The sequence below is a fragment of the Microbacterium sp. CFH 31415 genome, assembly GCF_022538185.1.
Lineage (GTDB): Bacteria > Actinomycetota > Actinomycetes > Actinomycetales > Microbacteriaceae > Microbacterium.
Map to the genome: position 1 here is coordinate 622,944 of NZ_JAKYXC010000002.1, position 17,471 is coordinate 640,414.

Sequence of the window (17,471 nt, forward strand, 5' to 3'; positions counted from 1 at the left end):
CGGCCGATTCGCCCCGAGCGTCAGGCAGCCGGGCCGATGAGCGAGTGCAGCCAGCGCGCGCCGCGAGCGGCGGCGCCGGCATCCGTCACCCTCGTCACCAGGTCGCGATCGCTCGTGACGACCGTGACCCTGCGCCCTGCCGAGACCAGCCGTCGCGTCTCCTCGACGATCGTGTCGTCACCGGATGCCTCGGCCCGCACCACGTCGACGCCGAGGGCGTCACCCGCAGCCCGGGCGTGACCCTCGAGAACGATGACCCATTCAGGGAACCAGACGTCTTCGGGCAGGTCGAGGGATGCCGCCGGGATGCCTGTCGTCGTCAGACCCGCGACGTGCTCGACGAGTCGTCCTGCGGCGCCGGGGCGGTCGCGCCACCAGCCGTCTGGCACAGAGCCGACCACGTTCGCAGCATCGACGATCACCGCGGGGCGCAAACCGAGGAGGGCACGCAGGCGGTCCCACGAGGCGGCGAATCCAGGATGGAGTGGATGCCGCGACACGTCGTCGATGGCCACCCACGCCAGTGCATGGCTCTCGGGATCGCTGATGGTGGGCTCGAACGGGCGCACGACGTCGCCGATCAGCGTCGTGTAACTCCAATAGCCGAGGTCGAGCACCGAGAGCAGGCGCGGGCGGATCGCGGCATCCGGAACCCCCGCTTCCTCCGCCGCCTCCCGCAACGCGCCGTCGCCGGCCGATTCGCCGTCATGGCGGGCGCCACCGGGCAGCCCCCACGTGTCGCCGAAGTGGCTCCAGGTCACCCGGTGCTGCAGCAGCACGCCACGGTCGGCGTCGACGGCGAGCAGGCCGGCAGCGCCGAAGCGTCCCCAGTACCGCTCGCCGGTCGGGGCGACCACCCACGCGTCCCCGGGGTCGCGCGGCCCGTGCGGGCGCCGCGGCTCACGGGGTGCGGGAGGTTCGATCGTCACCCTGCCACCCTTCCACACGTGCGCGCGCCCGCCGCGGTCATGAGATGCCGCGCCGGCCCCGTCGCGCGCTCCCGCTCAGCGCTGGCGGCGCTCGCGCACCCGCATGTTGATGACGATCGGCGATCCCTCGAAACCGTACAGCTCACGCAGGCGACGCTGAATGAACCGGCGGTAGCCCGGGTCGAGGAAGCCGGTGGTGAACAGCACGAAGGTCGGCGGACGCGTAGAGGCCTGCGTGCCGAAGAGGATGCGGGGCTGCTTGCCGCCGCGCACCGGGTGCGGGTGCTCGTTGACGAGCTCCGACAGGAACGCGTTGAACTTGCCCGTCGGGATGCGCTGATCCCACGACTCGAGGGCGGTCTCCAGCGCCGGCACGAGCTTGTCGAGGTGGCGGCCGGTGCGCGCCGAGATGTTCACGCGCGGCGCCCACGCCACGTGGGCGAGGTCCTGCTCGATCTCACGCTCGAGGTAGCGGCGGCGCTCGATGTCCTCGAACGCGGGCGTGTTGAGCAGATCCCACTTGTTGTACGCGAGGACGAGGGCACGACCCGACTCCAGCACGAGGTCGATGATGCGCACGTCCTGCTCGCTGATGGGCTCGCTGACGTCGAGGACGACGACCGCGACCTCCGCCTTCTCGAGGGCGGCCGACGTACGCAGCGACGCGTAGAAGTCCGCGCCCTGCTGCAGGTGCACGCGGCGGCGGATGCCGGCGGTGTCGACGAAGCGCCACAGGCGCCCGCCGAGGTCGACGACCTCGTCCACCGGATCGCGCGTTGTGCCCGCGAGGTCGTTGACGACGACCCGCTCCTCACCGGCCGCCTTGTTCAGCAGCGACGACTTGCCGACGTTCGGGCGACCGAGGATCGCGACCCGGCGCGGGCCGCCGATCTCATGCTTCGCCACGGCCGACACCTCGGGGAGGACCTTCATGATCGCGTCGAGGAGGTCGGCGACGCCGCGGCCGTGGATCGCCGAGACCGGGTAGGGCTCGCCGAGACCGAGGTTCCACAGCGCGGCGGCCTCGGGCTCCTGGCGGGCGTCGTCGATCTTGTTGGCGACGAGGAACACCGGCTTGCCGCTCTTGCGGAGCAGCTTCACGACGTGCTCATCCGTCGAGGTGGCCCCGACCATCGCGTCGACGACGAACAGCACGACGTCGCACAGATCGATCGCAACCTCTGCCTGGGCGGCGACCGAGCGGTCGATGCCGCGGGCGTCGGGCTCCCAGCCGCCGGTGTCGACGAGCGAGAACCGGCGATCCATCCACTCGGCCTTGTACGTCACACGGTCGCGGGTGACACCGGGCGTGTCTTCCACGACAGCCTCGCGGCGGCCGAGGATGCGGTTCACGAGCGCGGACTTGCCGACGTTCGGGCGACCGACGATCGCCACGACGGGCAGCGCCGGAAGGTACTCGATCCCGTCCTCGCCCAGCGCGAGCCCCTCGAGCAGCGCCGCGTCCTCATCGTCGAGCTCGTAATCCTCGAGTCCGGCGCGCAGCGCGCTCGCCCGCTGCTCGGCGAGCTCCTCGTCGAGGTCGGCGAGGTTCTCGGCGAGGTGATCCTCGCCGCCCTCGTATTCTTCTTCGGCGTCGCGGGCGTCGGATGCCTCACGGTTGTCAGCGGACATCGTGCGCTCCTGTCTGTGCAGGCACATTCGTGCGGATGACGCCGATGACGGCGTCCACGGTCTGGTCGAAATCCAGGTAGGTCGAGTCGACGACCTCGACGCCGGGTGCGGCAGTCAGGAAGTCGACGACGGTCGAGTCGGAGGCGTCGCGCTTGTGCAAGGCGGCGGCGACGGCCGCAGCATCCTGCGACGACAGCTCTGCGCTGCGCCGCGCCGCGCGCACCTCGGGCGCCGCGGTGAGGAGGATGCGCACCGGCGCATCAGGGGCGACGACCGTCGTGATGTCGCGGCCTTCGACCACGACACCCGGACGTCCCGACGACGCCACCAACGAACGGAACAGCACGTTGACCGCCTGTCGCACGGCGGGGACGCGGGCGACGCCGCTCACGGCCTCGGACACGCGCGGCTCGCGGATCGCCTGTGTCACGTCGCTCTCGCCGACGCGCACCCAGTGCTCGTCGGGGTCGAGCGAGATGGCGTAGTCGAAGTCGCCCATGACGTCGACGACGGACGTCGAGTCGGACGTGTCCGTGCCGCGCTCGAGCGCGAGCCACGCGAGGGCGCGGTAGGCGGCGCCGGTGTCGAGGAAGCCGTAGCCGAGGCGGCGAGCGACCTGCTCCGACACGCTGGACTTGCCGCTGCCGGCCGGTCCGTCGATCGCCACCACGACGGGCGCGCTCTGGGCACCGGGCGCGGCCGCCGGCTCGGCGGAGTGCGTCGCGGGGTCAGTCATTGGTGGTGCTCGCAATCTTCCAGCCGCGGGACTCGAGTCCCTCCACGGCGCGTCGGACGGCGCCGGGCACGACGCTGATCTCGGCCAGACCGAACTGGGCGCCCGGCGAGTGCTCGAGGCGCAGATCTTCCACGTTCACGTCGAGCTCGCCGAGCTCGCCGAACAGCCGGCCGAGCTGGCCCGGCGTGTCGTCGACCATCACCACGACCTGCTCGAAGCGCCGATTCTGGCCGTGCTTGCCGGGTAGCCGCTCGACGCCCTCGTTGCCGCGACGGATCGTGTCGGCCACCGCGCGACGCGCACCGGGGGCGTCGGGGGCGCGCAGGGCGTCGGCCACGTCGCGCAGGTCGGCGGAGAGCGCGTCGAGCACATCGACGACGGGCGTCGCGTTCGCGCCGAGGATCTGCACCCACAATTCGGGGGCGGATGCCGCGATGCGCGTCGTGTCGCGAACGCCCTGGCCGGCGAGACCCAGGGATCCCTCCGGCGCGTCGACGAATCGGCCCGCGAGCAGGCTCGCGACCAGCTGCGGCACGTGCGACACGAGGGCGACGGCACGGTCGTGGTCTTCGGGGCTCATCTCGATCGGCATCGCGCCGAGGTCGAGCGCCAGCCCTTCGACGAGGGCGAGGTCGCTCGGCGGCGTCTCGCCGTCGCGGCACACGACCCACGGGCGGCCGATGAAGATGTCGGCGCGGGCGGCGATCGCACCGCCGCGCTCACGGCCCGCCAGCGGGTGGGAGCCGATGTAGTGGGTCAGATCGACGCCGCGGTCGCGGAGGATGTGCAGCGGCTCGAGCTTGACACTCGCGACATCCGTCACCACCGCCTGCGGGTAGCGGGTGAGCTCGCGCTCGATGACATCGGCGGTCACGTCGGGCGGCACCGCCACGACGATCAGCTTCGGGTCGTCGTCGGCGGCGGCGCGGCGGCCGGCGCCGTAGTCGACGGCCAGACGCAGCTGCGCCGGCGACGTGTCGTCCAGGGCGACATCGATGCCGAGCGCGCTCAGCGCGTGGCCGATGCTCGCGCCCAGCAAGCCGGCGCCGACGACGCGCACGGTGCCCTGCACGCGCGGGGCACGCGCGCGCGCAGACAAGGGCGTGGACTCGGTCACTGGTTCTCCTGGTCGCTCCGCGGATCGGAGCTGTCGCGGGGCTCGGGGGCGTCTCCCGCCGCGCGACGCGCGAGAGTCAGCAGAGCGCCCCGCTCCACCTTAGTCAACTCGCGTGCGCGCCCGGCTGGCAGTGTTCCCAGGTGGAGCGGCCCGAACTGGCGACGGACCAGTTCCACGACCGGATGCCCGACCTCGGCCATCATCCGGCGGACGATGCGATTGCGACCGGAGTGCAGGGTGAGCTCGACGAGCGAGCCGCCGCCTTCGGCCGACGACGACAGCAACCGCGCCTTGTCGGCTGCGATCGGCCCGTCCTCGAGCTCGACCCCGCGCGTGAGTCGCTGGATCGTCTGCGGCGTGACGCGTCCCTCGACCTTCGCGATGTAGACCTTGGTCACACCGAACGAGGGATGCGCCAGCACGTGCGCCAGTTCGCCGTCGTTCGTCAGAACGAGCAGGCCGCTGGTCTCGGCATCCAATCGTCCTACGTTGTACAGCCGCTCCGCCCACTCCTTGGTGAACCGGCGCAGATCGGGCCGCCCACGCTCGTCCTTCATCGAGCTCACGACCCCCGTCGGCTTGTTGAGCATGACGTACCGCTTCGACTGGTCGAGCTGGATCGCGGTGCCGTCGACGTCGACGAGGTCGTTCTCGGGGTCGATACGTGACCCGAGCTCGGTCACGACCGTGCCGTTCACGCGCACCCGGCCTTCGACGATCAGCTGCTCCGCCACCCGGCGAGAGGCGACGCCGGCGTTCGCCAGCACCTTCTGCAGGCGAACGCCCTCCGGCGATGCGAAGGGATCGTGCTCGGTCATCGCCGCGCCTCCTCGTCGAATCCGTCGGCCCCGTCGTCGAGGAGGGGCGAGATGTGCGGCAGCTCGTCGAGCGAGTTGATCCCGAGGTTCACCAGGAGCGCGTCGGTCGTGCCGTAGTTGATGGCGCCGGTCTCGGCATCCGTGAACAGCTCGGTGATGAGGCCGCGCGACAGCAGCGTGCGCACCACCGAGTCGACGTTCACCGCGCGGATGGACGCGACCTGGCTACGCGTGACGGGCTGCTTGTACGCGATCACCGCGAGCGTCTCGAGCGCCGCCTGCGACAGCCGGGACGGCGCCTGGGCGTTGACGAACTCGCTCACCAGGTCGTCGTGCTCCTCGCGCACGTAAAGGCGCCAGCCGCCGCCGACCTCACGCAGCTCGAAACCGCGCACCGGTCCCCCGGTCTCACCGTCGTAGTCGGCGACGAGTCCTTCGATCGCCTGCCGAACGGCGGGCACGGGCGAGCCGACGGCGGCGGCGAGGCTCACGAGGCTCTGCGGCTCCTCGACGACGAGAAGGATCGCCTCCAGCCGCCGGGCCACCCCGGCCACCGGCAGCTGCGGTGCGCTCTCTCGTTGGTCGCGAGCCCGCGACGCGGGTGCATCGAGGTCACCCGTCTCGAGGTCCGGCGAAGGTTCATCGGTCATAGTCGGCTCCCAGAGTGGCGAGGTTCTCGTCGGACCAGCGCTGCGCACTCCAGCGCAGCGTCAGCTCGCCGAGCGGTTCGAGCTGTTCGAAGGACAGGGCGGCGTGGCGATATAACTCCAGCACCGACAGGAAGCGCGCGACGACCACGCCCGGCTGCGAGACCCCCGCGACCAGCTCGCGGAAGCTCAGCGATCCGGCGTTGCGCAGCAGCGTCACGACGACCGCCGCCTGCTCGCGGATGCTGACGAGGGGCGCGTGCAGGTGGTCGAGCCCGACGTGCGGGATCTCCTTCGGCGTCATCGCGAGCAGGGCAAGCGCGGCGAAGTCGTCGACGCTGAGCGTCCACACGAGCTCCGGCGCCGCCGTGCGGTACTTCTCGTCGAGCCGCACGCTGCGCGCGTGACGTCGGTCTTCGCGCTGGAGGCAGCGCTCGAACCACACCGACACCTCCTTGAACGCGCGATACTGCAGCAGGCGCGCGAACAGCAGGTCGCGCGCCTCGAGCAGCGCCACCGACTCGGCGTCGACGAGCTCGCCCTGCGGCAGCAGTCCCGCGACCTTCATGTCGAGCAGGGTCGCCGCGACGACGAGGAACTCGGAAGCCTCCTCCAGCTCCTCCTCTGGGCCGAGCTCGCGCAGGTACGCGATGAACTCGTTCGTGACGAGCGACAGCGACACCTCGGTGATGTCGAGCTCGTGCTTCGAGATGAGCGTCAGCAGAAGGTCGAACGGCCCGTCGAACCCGCCGACCGAGACGCGGAAGCCGTCAGCCGGCTGCTGCGGATCCGAGACCTCGTCAGGCGACGGCGCCACGGGCGACCAGCTCCCGCGCCAGCCGCAGGTAGGCCTGGGCGGCGGCGTGCTCGGGCGCGAACTCGGTGATCGGCATGCCCGATACCGAGGCATCGGGGAACTTCACGGTGCGACCGATCACGGTCTCGAGCACGTCGTCGCCGAACGCGTCGACGACCCGCTCCAGCACCTCGCGGGAGTGCAGAGTGCGGGCGTCGTACATCGTGGCGAGGACGCCGTCGAGAGCGATCGTCGGGTTGAGGCGGTCGCGCACCTTGTCGATGGTCTCGATGAGCATCGCGACGCCACGGAGCGCGAAGAACTCGCACTCCAGTGGGATGATGACGCCGTGGCTCGCCGTGAGGGCGTTCACCGTGAGCAGGCCGAGCGATGGCTGGCAGTCGATGAGGATGACGTCGTAGTCGGCGGCGACCTTGCGCAGGGCGCGCGCGAGCGTCTGCTCGCGCGCGACCTCGTTGACGAGATGCACCTCGGCAGCCGAGAGGTCGATGTTCGCGGGGATGACGTCGAGGTTCTCCACGCGCGAGGTCACGATTACCTCGTACGGGTCGCGCTTGCTGTCGAGCAGCAGGTCGTAGATCGTCGGGATGTCGTGGGTCTGGATGCCCAGACCCGCCGACAGCGCGCCCTGCGGGTCGAAGTCGACCGCGAGCACCTTGCGTCCGTAACCCGCGAGCGACGCCGCCAGGTTGATGGTGGTCGTCGTCTTGCCGACGCCGCCCTTCTGGTTGCACAGCGCGATGATGCGCGCGGGGCCGTGCCCGTCGAGCTTCGGCGGGGTCGGGAAGCCGTGGTACGGACGCCCGGTGGGACCGATCGGGGTCTCGTTGTCTGAGGCCGTCGCCGCGCCCCGCTTGCTGCCCGCCACAGACTCTCCTGACTTTCCCATGTCGTGCACCGATTCTAGTCACGGTGCGGCCCCTCACCCGGGAGCGGTCAGCGGGCGCGCGGGTGCGAGGTCGCGTAGACGTCCCGCAGTGCATCCACAGAGACGTATGTGTAGATCTGGGTGGTCGACACCGAGGCGTGCCCGAGCAGCTCCTGCACCACCCGCACGTCGGCGCCACCCTGCAGCAGATGCGTGGCGAACGAGTGGCGGAGCGTGTGCGGCGACACGTGCGCGGTCAGATGCGCGCGCTCGGCGGCGGAGTGGATGACGAGCCATGCGCTCTGCCGCGACAGCGGCGCCCCACGGGCCCCGAGGAACAGCTTCGGTGTTGCGCGGCCACGGCGGGCGAGATCCGGCCGCGCGCGCGTCAGGTAGGCGTCGACGGCCGCCCGCGCGTACGACCCGACGGGCACGATGCGCTCCTTGTTCCCCTTGCCGCGCACGCGCACGACGTCGCCGTGCGACAGGTCGTCCACGTCGAGCTGCACGATCTCCGACACCCGCGCACCGGTGGCGTAGAGCAGCTCGAGGAGCGCGCGATCGCGCAGTCCGAGTACGTCGCCGGGCGCCGCGCCGGTCGCCGGAGCGCCGTCCGTCGCGGGCGCCGGGCCCGCGGCATCCAGCAACGACTCCACCTGGTCGATCGTCAGCGCCTTCGGCAGCCGCCGCGCCTGCTTGGGCGGTCTCAGCCGTGCCGACGGGTCGGCGTCCTCGATGCCCTCGCGTGCGAGGAAGCGGTGCAGGCCGCGCACGGACGACTGCAGTCGGGCGAGAGAGGATGCCGCGACCGGCGGCTGCGCAGAGGCGCGCTCGGCGGCGAACTCTGCCACGACTTCGGGTGTCACGGCGGCTGAGTCGCTGACACCGCGCTCCGCCAGCCACTGCACGTAACCGGAGAGGTCGCGCCGGTACGCCGAGACGGTGTTGTCGGACAGGCCGCGCTCGATCGAGATGTGCCGCAGGTATGCGTCCACCGCGCGATCGAGCCGCATGTAAGTACCCTATGGGGCCCCGCCCCCGCCGCCCGCGCGGCGGAGACGCTCGGCGGCGGCGAGCACTCCCACCGCGAGGATGCCGTTGCGCAGCCGGCCCGCGAGCACGCCGTCCACCGCGTCGTCCAGCGGCACCCACTCCACACGGATGTCGGCCTCCTCCTCGGCACGCGCATGGGCAGCGCCGACCTCGGAGAGACCACGCGCGAGGAACAGGTGAACGACCTCATCGTTGCCGCCGGGCGTCGTGAAGATGCTGACCAGCGACTCCCACGACGACGCCCGGAGGTCGGCCTCCTCGGCGAGCTCGCGCTGCGCCGTCTCGAGGGGCGACTCCCCCGCGATGTCGAGCAGTCCTGCCGGGATCTCCCAGTCGCGATGCCGGATGGGATGCCGGTACTGCTGGATCAGCAGCACGCGGCCATCATCGTCGATCGCGACGATCGCCGAGGCGCCCGGGTGGTCGACGTACTGCCGCACGATCTCGCCGTCGCCGTACGCGACGGTGTCGCTGCGGACGTCCCACACGCGCCCCTCGTAGACGAGGTCGCTGCCGGTGACCTCGAACTCGACGGGTTCGTCGGCGAGCGGCGCAGCCGGCGGCGCGTCAGTCATTCTCGACGTCGAACAGTTCGCTGGCACGGTGGCGCTCGAGGGCCGCTCCGACCAACCCGCGGAAGAGCGGGTTGGCGTCGGTCGGACGCGAGCGCAGCTCGGGGTGAGCCTGCGTGGCGATGTAGTACGGGTGCACGTCGCGCGGCAGCTCCACGTACTCGACGAGGTCGAGGTCGGGGTTGATGCCCGAGAACACGAGGCCCGCTTCGGCGATGCGGTCGCGGTAGCGATTGTTCACCTCGTAGCGGTGGCGGTGGCGCTCCGACGCGACGGTCGAGCCGTACACCTCGGCCGCGATCGAGCCCTCGGCGAGGTGCGCCGGGTACAGGCCAAGGCGCATCGTGCCGCCCAGGTCGCCGCTTTCGAGGATGTCGACCTGCTCCTCCATCGTCGCGATGACGGGGTGCTCGGTGTCAGGGTCGAACTCGCTCGACGACGCGTCCTCGATGCCGGCGACGTGGCGCGCGTACTCGATGACGATGCACTGAAGGCCCAGGCAGATGCCGAGCGTCGGGATGCCCTGCTCGCGCGCGAACTTCAGGGCGCCGATCTTGCCCTCGATGCCGCGGATGCCGAAGCCGCCGGGGATCACGATGCCGTCGAGCGGGGCGAGCGCCTTCTCGGCGCCCTCGGGCGTCTCGCACTCGTCGGACGGGATCCAGCGGATGTTGACGTGCGTCTCCTGTGCGAAGCCACCCGCCTTGAGCGCCTCGGTGACCGACAGGTAGGCGTCGGGAAGGTCGATGTACTTGCCGACGAGGCCGATCGTGACCTCGTGCTTCGGGTTGTGCACTGCGTTGAGCACGCGCTGCCAGCGCGACCAGTCCACGTCTTTCGCGTTCGAGAGACCGAGTGCCCGCACGATGTACTCGTCGAGGCCCTGCTCGTTGAGCATCGTCGGGATGTCGTAGATGCTCGGCACGTCGACCGCATTCACGACCGCACCCTCGTCGACGTCGCACATGAGCGCGATCTTGCGCTTGTTCGCTTCGGTGACGGGCCGGTCGCTGCGCAGCACCAGCGCATCGGGCTGGATGCCGATGCTGCGGAGCGTGGCCACCGAGTGCTGCGTGGGCTTCGTCTTCTGCTCGCCCGAGGCGCCCATGAAGGGCACGAGCGACACGTGCACGAAGAACACGTTCGGGCGGCCGAGCTCGTGGCGGATCTGCCGCGCCGACTCGATGAAGGGCTGCGACTCGATGTCGCCCACCGTGCCGCCGATCTCGGTGATGATGACGTCGGGGCGCGGCTCCTCCGTCGACTGCAGGCGCATGCGGCGCTTGATCTCGTCGGTGATGTGCGGGATGACCTGCACGGTGTCGCCGAGGTACTCGCCCCGGCGCTCCTTCGCGATCACCTGCGAGTAGATCTGACCCGTGGTGACGTTGGCCGACTGGTTCAGCTCGATGTCGAGGAAGCGCTCGTAGTGGCCGATGTCGAGGTCGGTCTCGGCACCGTCGTCCGTGACGAAGACCTCGCCGTGCTGGAACGGGTTCATCGTTCCGGGGTCGACGTTCAGGTAGGGGTCGAGCTTCTGCATGACGACCCGCAGACCGCGGGCGGTGAGCAGGTTGCCGAGGCTGGCGGCGGTGAGACCCTTCCCCAACGAGGAAACGACACCGCCGGTCACGAAGATGTGCCGAGTGGTGTCGTTCGAAGTGTCGCCGCGGGAAGAATCAGAAGTCTGCATCACGGGCTTTTATCCTATCTCACGTCGGTGGCGGCAAGCTGCGGAAACGCACATGGTTCGTCGCGTCGAGGGGTCAGGCAACCTCGGCGCGCAGGCCGAGCAGCTCGCGGGCATGAGTGAGCGCGGCGTCGGAGTCGGGCATGCCCGACAGCAGCCGTGCCATCTCCGCCTCGCGGTCGGAACCGTCGAGGCGGCGCACATCGGACGCCGTGACCGACCCGTCGCCCGCCTTCACCACTGTGAGGTGATTGGTCGCGAAGGCGGCGACCTGGGCGAGGTGGGTCACGGCGATGACCTGCGACGAGTGCGCGAGACGAGCGAGACGGCGCCCCACCTCGATCGCGGCGGCGCCGCCGATGCCGGCATCCACTTCGTCGAACACGAAGGTCGGCACGGGATCGACCGCCGCGATCACGACCTCGATCGCGAGCATGACGCGGCTGAGCTCGCCGCCGGACGCCCCGCGCGAGACCGGGCGCGGATCGGCGCCGACGTGGGGGGCGAGCAGGATCGCGACGTCGTCTCGCCCCGCGGCCGACTCGGTGCCGGGAGCGACCGACACCGTCAGCCTGGCGTCGGGCATCGCAAGGGCGTGCAGCTCGGCCGTGACCGCCGCCCCCAGCTGCTCGGCTGCGGCGGTGCGGGCTGCGGTGAGTGCGGCGGCGGCTTCATCGAGAGCGGATGCCGCAGCCCCCCGCTCCTCGGTCAGGCGCTCGATGCGGTCGGAGTCGTCGTCGAGCTCTGCCAGTCGCGCTGAGCCGGTGTCGAGCAGGGCGATCGCATCGTCGAGCGTGCCGTGCGCGCGGATGAGCCCCGACAGCACCGACCGGCGCTCCTCGACCGCCGCAAGCTCGTGAGGACCGGTCTCGTCGAGGTCGGCGAGGTAGCCCGCGAGGGACGCCGCCAGGTCGGAAGCGCGGTAGCCGAGATCGGCGACCTGACCCGCGAGGTCTTCGAGGATCGGGTCGTGCGCGCGCTCGAGCGCCCGTCGCGCCTCGGCGAGCAGGGACGAGGCATCGGGCTGCTCCCCCTCGCCCGACAGGGCGTCGTGCGCTGTCGCCGCGGCGATGCGGAGCTCTTCGGCGTTCGCGAGCCGCTCGGCTCGGGCCGCCAGCTCCGCGTCTTCGCCGGGTTGGGGCGCGGCCTGCTCGATCTCGGCAAGCTGCGCGCGCAGGTCGTCGGCCTCGCGCGCTCGCGCGTCGCGCTCGGTGGCGAGTCCCGCCAGCTCACGGTCGATCGCCCGCCAGCGCTCGTAGGCTTCGCGGTAGATCGCCAGGGCCCCCTGCACGACGTCGCCGCCGAAGCGGTCGAGCGCATCGCGCTGCGCCGCCGCCGTGCGCAGGCGAAGCTGATCGGACTGGCCGTGCACCACGACGAGCTCGTCGGCGAGATCAGCCAGCACTCCGGCGGGCGCCGTGCGGCCGCCGACGGAGGCGCGACCACGCCCCTCGCTCGAGATGGAGCGGCCGACGTAGAGTTCGGCGCGGCCGTCGCCGAGCGGCTCGATGTCGCCTCCCGCCTCGCGGACGCGCTCGGCGACCGGGCCGTTCTCGGGCACGATCCAGACGCCGTCGACCGCCGCCTGGGCCGCCCCGGCGCGCACGGCGCCCGAGTCGGCGCGCTGGCCCAGCAGCAGCCCGAGTCCGGTGACCACCATCGTCTTGCCTGCGCCGGTCTCGCCGGTGATCGCGGTGAAGCCCGGACCGATCGGCAACGTGGCCTCGGCGATGACCCCGAGATCACGCAGTCGCATCTCCTCGATCACGTCGAGGGCCCCATGATCGCCGCGGGACCGCGCCAGCCCTCGACGGGAAGCCGGAACTTGCGCACGAGCCGGTCGGTGAACGAGGCGGGATGAAGGCGCGCGAGGCGCACGGGCTGCTCGGAGCGGCGCACGACGACGCGCGCCCCGGGCGGAAGGTCGTGGGAGCGGCGGCCGTCGCACCACAGGATGCCGACGCCGTTCGTGCGCTCGAGCACCTCGATCGCGACCGCGTGCTCGGGACCCACCACGAGAGGCGTGGCGAACAGCGCATGCGCCGACAGCGGCACCACTGCGATCGCCTCGACGGTCGGCCAGATCACCGGGCCGCCGGCGGAGAAGTTGTAGGCAGTGGACCCTGTCGGTGTCGACACGACGACGCCGTCGCAGCCGAACGACGACAGCGGCCGGCCGTCGATCTCGATGACGACCTCGAGCATGCGCTCGCGGCTGGCCTTCTCGACAGTGGCCTCGTTGAGCGCCCACGTCTCGTAGATCACGGAGTCGGAGGCATCCTTCACCCGCACGTGCAGGGCGAGGCGCTCCTCGACCTCGTAGTCGCGCTGGATCGCGCGGCGCACCGCGTCGTCCATGTCGTCGCGCTCGATCTCGGCCAGGAAGCCGACGTGGCCCATGTTGATGCCGAGCACCGGAGCCGTGCCGTCACGCACGAGTTCGGCCGCGCGCAGGATGGTGCCGTCGCCGCCGAGGACGATCGCGAGCTCGATGTCGCGCACCGGCACGTCGTCGCCGAGCACGCGCACGTCGGCGAACGAGTCGTTGACGGCAGCCAGCTCGGCGCGGTCGTCTGCGGCGAGCACGGGCTGGGCGCCCGCCGCGCGCAGCGCGGCGACCACGCGCTCTGCCGCGAGCACGGTGTCATGGCGGTGAGCGTGGGCGACGACGAGGATGCTGCGCTCGGCGCGCACGTCGGTGGTGGTCATCGGCTCCCCGCCAGTCGGTTCACGGTGCTCAACCATTCTGTCGGATTGGTGCCGCGCCCCGGCCCGAGGTGAGCGATGTACTCGGAATTACCGTGCGTGCCCACGATCGGGGAGGAGATGATTCCGCGCGTGCCGAGGCCCGCATCCCACGCCGACCACAGCACGCGGGCGACGGCGTCGGCCCGGAGCGTCGGATTGGTGACCAGGCCGCCCTTCACGGCCGTACGGCCGACCTCGAACTGCGGCTTGATGAGCAGCACGAGGTCGGCGTCGTCGGCGGCGACCGCGCGCGCCGCCGGCAGCACATGGGCGAGCGAGATGAACGACAGATCGCCGGTGATGACCGATGGTCTCTCCACGACGCCGCTCGCCTCGGCCAGGGACTCCGCCGTCATGTGGCGTACGTTGAAGCCCTCGATCGAGATCACCCCGGGGTCGGCGGCGATGGGCGCCGCGAGCTGACCATGACCGACGTCGACGGCGATGACCGGGTCGGCCCCGCGCTCCCGCAGCACCTGGGTGAACCCGCCGGTGGACGCCCCCATGTCGAGGCCGAGACGCCCCGAGACGTCGACGCCGAACGCGTCGAGTCCGGCGATCAGCTTGTGTGCGGCCCGGCTGACATGGTGATCGGATGCCGCGACCTCGAGCACCGCGGACTCGGCCACGGGCGTCGATGCCTTCACCACCGGACGCCCGTCGACCGACACGAGGCCCTCGGCGATGAGCGTCGCCGCGTGCGTGCGGGAGCGCGCGAGTCCGCGAGCGGCAAGCGCGGCGTCGAGGCGCGACGTCATGGCGTCGGCGCGCCGCTGGGTGCCGCCTCCAGCCGCCGGGCGAGCGTGTCGTGCAGCGCGTCGTAGGCCTCGGCGCGGGTCGCGAGGGGCTGGGCCTCGATCACCTCGAGGGTCGACAGCAGATCGCCGGGGTCGCGCTCACGGTCGTCGGGCTGGGCCATGCCGTACAGGATACGTCGAACCCTCCCCCGCGCCGCGCGCTCAGGGCCGGTGGAAGGGATCCGCGTACAGACGCTCCGGGACCCGGAAGCCGAAGATCGCACGGCCTGTGCTCCAGATCGCCGCAGCGCCCGCGCGGAGCAGGTCGATGGGCCGGTCGCCCTCGGCGATGATCCGCACGTCAGCGCCCTCGATCGCGACCGCGGCGTTGCGCACGGTAGCGACGCCGTCATTGACGGTCACCGCCGGGTAGGGCTCATGCAGCTCGCGCAGATCGCCCAGGATGAACGTGGGCTGCGAACCTGCCGGCGCCGCCAGCACATGCTTGGGTCGGTCGATGCCGGTGAGGACGAGAGCCGACGCGATGCCCGCGCGGTTGGCGCCGAGGATGTCGGTGTCGAGTCGGTCGCCGAGGAAGAGCGGATGCCGCGCCCCGAACCGCGCGACGGCCTCCTCGAAGATCGGCACCTCCGGCTTTCCCGCCACGGTCGCGAGGCGGCCGATCGCCGTGTGCACGGCCGACACGAGAGTTCCGTTGCCCGGGGCGATGCCGCGCGCCTGCGGAATGGTCCAGTCGGTGTTGGTGGCGATCCAGGGGATGCCGCCTTCCTCCTCCGGAACCTTGAGCGCGAACGCCGCCTCGGCTAGCTGGGTCCAGCCCACCTCGGGTGCGAAGCCCTGCACGACGGCGGCCGGCGCGTCGTCGGCGCTGCGTGTGACGACGAACCCGGCCTTCACGACCTCGGAGACGAGCCCTTCGCCGCCCACGACGAGCACGGTCGACCCCGGGGCGATGCGGCCGGCGAGCAGCCGCATGGCGGCCTGCGGACTCGTCACGACGTCGGATGCCTCGGTCGGAAGACCCAGGTGCGACAGATGCGCGGCGACCGAGGCATCCGTCCGCGCAGCGTTGTTGGTGATGTACGCAAGCGACCGGCCCTCACGGGCGCGCGTCAGGCTGTCGACCGCGTGCGGCAGCGCACCTGGACCCGCGTACACGACGCCGTCGAGGTCGGCGAGGACGACGTCGACGCCGTCGAGCGGCGTGGCCGGTGTCGCCGGCGCGGACCGGCGGCCGAACAGCGCCATCAGCGGTCGGGGCCTTCCGGCTCGTCCGTCCCGTCGGTGTCGTCGTCTTCGTCGTCGATGCCCGCGTCGGCGAGGATCTCGGCGACCTCGTCGGCACCGAGCGAGTCGCCCACGGCGTCATCGTCGTCGGGTGCGTCCACGTTCTCGGGCTCGAAGTCCTCGTCGCCGGACTCTTCGATGATCTCATCGACGTAGACCGTCTCGAGATCGCCGATGCCGGATGCCGCATCGATCACGTCCGCGGCGACCTCCGCGCGCTCGCGCCAGCGGGCAGCCTCATCGTCGCGGCCGAGCTCCTCCAGGACGGTCGCACGCGCGGAGAACAGCGCGGGACTCCACTCGAAGGCCCGGTCGGGGTCGAGCTCGGGGATGTCCAGCTCGAGCAGCGCGCGCTCCGCGTCGCCGAGGTCGAGGCGCGCGCCCGACATCGCGATGGCGAGTTCGACGCGGACCTCGGTGGCGAGAGTGGAGCGGTCGACGCTGCGGCCGAGCTCGAGTGCCCGGTCGGGACGCCCGACGCCGCGCTCACTGTCGACCATCAGGGCGATCTGGTCGTCCTTGCCGGAGATGCGACGGTATGTGCGCAGCTCACGCAGCGCGAGGGCGTAGTCGCCCGTCGCGTACGCGGTGATGGCGAGCGTCTCGCGGACGATGGCGATACGGCCGGCGCGACGGGATGCCGACAGTGCGTGCTGGTGTGCGAGCACAGGGTCGTCGTCGATCAGCTGCGCGGCCATCGCCAGATGACGTGCGACCTGCTCGGCATTCTCCTTGCTGAGCGTCTTGAGCTCGTTCCGCGCGCCTCCGTTGAGATCCTGAGGCGTGACGTCCTCGGGAATGAACGGGTCATCGTGGCGCGCGCGGACCGGGCGGTTCTCTTCCGGGCGCAGCGCGGTGTCGGGGCGGTTCGCTCCCCCGCGCTCCGGACGGTCAGAGCGGCCGCCGTAGGGCTTCCGGTCGCCATCACGCTTGGCGTAGGGACGGTCGCCGTCGCGCTTGGCGTAGGGACGGTCACCATCACGCTTCTCGTACGGCTCCCGGTCGCCATCGCGCTTCTCGTAGGGCTTCCGGTCGCCGTCACGCTTGGCGTACGGACGGTCACCCTCGCGCTTCTCGTACGGCTTCCGGTCGCCATCACGCTTGGCGTAGGGACGATCACCGTCACGCTTCTCGTACGGCTTCCGGTCACCGTCGCGCTTCTCGTACGGCTTCCGGTCACCGTCGCGCTTGGCGTACGGCTTCCGGTCGCCATCGCGCTTCTCGTAGGGCTTCCCGTCACCGTCGCGCTTGGCGTACGGACGGTCACCCTCGCGCTTCTCGTACGGCTTCCGGTCGCCATCACGCTTGGCGTAGGGACGATCGCCGTCACGCTTGGCGTACGGCTTCCGGTCACCGTCGCGCTTCTCGTACGGCTTCCGGTCGCCATCACGCTTGGCGTAGGGACGATCACCGTCACGCTTCTCGTACGGCTTCCGGTCACCGTCACGCTTCTCGTACGGCTTCCGGTCACCGTCACGCTTCTCGTAGGGTCTGCGATCGCCATCACGACGCCCCGAACCGGAGCCGCCGCTGCGCGGAGAGCGCGCGCCTGCCTCACGGGCTCGAGGGGGACGGTCGCCGGAGCGTCCGCGCGGCTCGCGATCTGCTGCGCCTTCGCGCGGCTCCTGCTCGGCCATCTCTCTCGATCCTTCCCGTGGCTCGCTACAGCCTAGTTAACGCGAAATGGCCACCCTGCGTTGGGTGGCCATTTCGGTAATGGAAGTCCGGCGGTGTCCTACTCTCCCACAGGGTCCCCCCTGCAGTACCATCGGCGCTGAGAGGCTTAGCTTCCGGGTTCG

At 71.1% G+C, this 17,471-nt stretch carries 17 protein-coding genes and 1 rRNA gene; all 18 read right to left on the bottom strand.

Going from position 1 to position 17,471, the window contains the following annotated elements; all coding sequences use genetic code 11:
• Positions 1 to 20: 20 nt before the first annotated feature.
• Complete coding sequence (locus MK786_RS03915) at positions 21 to 929, bottom strand: NUDIX domain-containing protein (RefSeq protein WP_241110911.1); 909 nt, start codon at positions 927 to 929, stop codon at positions 21 to 23.
• Between the two features lie 75 nt (positions 930 to 1,004).
• Positions 1,005 to 2,561: a ribosome biogenesis GTPase Der gene (gene der, locus MK786_RS03920; RefSeq protein WP_241110912.1), complete on the bottom strand. Its 1,557-nt coding sequence runs from the start codon at positions 2,559 to 2,561 to the stop codon at positions 1,005 to 1,007.
• On the bottom strand, positions 2,551 to 3,297 hold the full coding sequence (cmk, locus tag MK786_RS03925; RefSeq protein ID WP_241110913.1) for a (d)CMP kinase: 747 nt from the start codon (positions 3,295 to 3,297) through the stop codon (positions 2,551 to 2,553). Before cmk ends, der begins: the two co-directional genes overlap by 11 nt.
• On the bottom strand, positions 3,290 to 4,414 hold the full coding sequence (locus MK786_RS03930; protein ID WP_241110914.1) for a prephenate dehydrogenase: 1,125 nt from the start codon (positions 4,412 to 4,414) through the stop codon (positions 3,290 to 3,292). The genes cmk and MK786_RS03930 overlap by 8 nt, the downstream gene beginning before the upstream one ends.
• On the bottom strand, positions 4,411 to 5,232 hold the full coding sequence (locus MK786_RS03935) for a pseudouridine synthase (RefSeq protein ID WP_241110915.1): 822 nt from the start codon (positions 5,230 to 5,232) through the stop codon (positions 4,411 to 4,413). The genes MK786_RS03930 and MK786_RS03935 overlap by 4 nt, the downstream gene beginning before the upstream one ends.
• On the bottom strand, positions 5,229 to 5,882 hold the full coding sequence (gene scpB, locus MK786_RS03940) for an SMC-Scp complex subunit ScpB (RefSeq protein ID WP_241110916.1): 654 nt from the start codon (positions 5,880 to 5,882) through the stop codon (positions 5,229 to 5,231). Before scpB ends, MK786_RS03935 begins: the two co-directional genes overlap by 4 nt.
• Entirely contained in the window at positions 5,872 to 6,696 is an 825-nt protein-coding gene (locus MK786_RS03945) for a ScpA family protein (RefSeq protein WP_241110917.1), read from the bottom strand. Before MK786_RS03945 ends, scpB begins: the two co-directional genes overlap by 11 nt.
• Positions 6,680 to 7,585: a ParA family protein gene (locus tag MK786_RS03950; protein ID WP_241110918.1), complete on the bottom strand. Its 906-nt coding sequence runs from the start codon at positions 7,583 to 7,585 to the stop codon at positions 6,680 to 6,682. The genes MK786_RS03945 and MK786_RS03950 overlap by 17 nt, the downstream gene beginning before the upstream one ends.
• A gap of 47 nt (positions 7,586 to 7,632) precedes the next feature.
• A complete protein-coding gene (xerD, locus tag MK786_RS03955; protein ID WP_241110919.1) occupies positions 7,633 to 8,577 on the bottom strand; it encodes a site-specific tyrosine recombinase XerD in 945 nt (314 codons plus the stop codon).
• Positions 8,578 to 8,586: 9 nt separating this feature from the next.
• Entirely contained in the window at positions 8,587 to 9,192 is a 606-nt protein-coding gene (locus MK786_RS03960) for an NUDIX hydrolase (protein WP_241110920.1), read from the bottom strand.
• Entirely contained in the window at positions 9,185 to 10,882 is a 1,698-nt protein-coding gene (locus MK786_RS03965) for a CTP synthase (RefSeq protein WP_241110956.1), read from the bottom strand. Before MK786_RS03965 ends, MK786_RS03960 begins: the two co-directional genes overlap by 8 nt.
• 73 nt (positions 10,883 to 10,955) lie before the next feature.
• On the bottom strand, positions 10,956 to 12,647 hold the full coding sequence (recN, locus tag MK786_RS03970; protein ID WP_241110921.1) for a DNA repair protein RecN: 1,692 nt from the start codon (positions 12,645 to 12,647) through the stop codon (positions 10,956 to 10,958).
• Entirely contained in the window at positions 12,644 to 13,588 is a 945-nt protein-coding gene (locus tag MK786_RS03975; RefSeq protein WP_241110922.1) for an NAD kinase, read from the bottom strand. Before MK786_RS03975 ends, recN begins: the two co-directional genes overlap by 4 nt.
• Positions 13,585 to 14,385 carry a TlyA family RNA methyltransferase gene (locus MK786_RS03980; protein ID WP_241110923.1) on the bottom strand — a complete coding sequence of 267 codons (801 nt, stop codon included), beginning with the start codon at positions 14,383 to 14,385 and terminating at the stop codon, positions 13,585 to 13,587. The genes MK786_RS03975 and MK786_RS03980 overlap by 4 nt, the downstream gene beginning before the upstream one ends.
• Complete coding sequence (locus MK786_RS03985) at positions 14,382 to 14,546, bottom strand: hypothetical protein (RefSeq protein ID WP_241110924.1); 165 nt, start codon at positions 14,544 to 14,546, stop codon at positions 14,382 to 14,384. The genes MK786_RS03980 and MK786_RS03985 overlap by 4 nt, the downstream gene beginning before the upstream one ends.
• 40 nt (positions 14,547 to 14,586) lie before the next feature.
• Entirely contained in the window at positions 14,587 to 15,633 is a 1,047-nt protein-coding gene (locus MK786_RS03990; protein WP_241110925.1) for an HAD-IIA family hydrolase, read from the bottom strand.
• Positions 15,633 to 17,309 carry a primosomal protein gene (locus tag MK786_RS03995; protein WP_241110926.1) on the bottom strand — a complete coding sequence of 559 codons (1,677 nt, stop codon included), beginning with the start codon at positions 17,307 to 17,309 and terminating at the stop codon, positions 15,633 to 15,635. Before MK786_RS03995 ends, MK786_RS03990 begins: the two co-directional genes overlap by 1 nt.
• 85 nt (positions 17,310 to 17,394) lie before the next feature.
• Positions 17,395 to 17,471: ribosomal RNA gene (rrf, locus tag MK786_RS04000) — 5S ribosomal RNA — on the bottom strand; the annotation flags it as partial.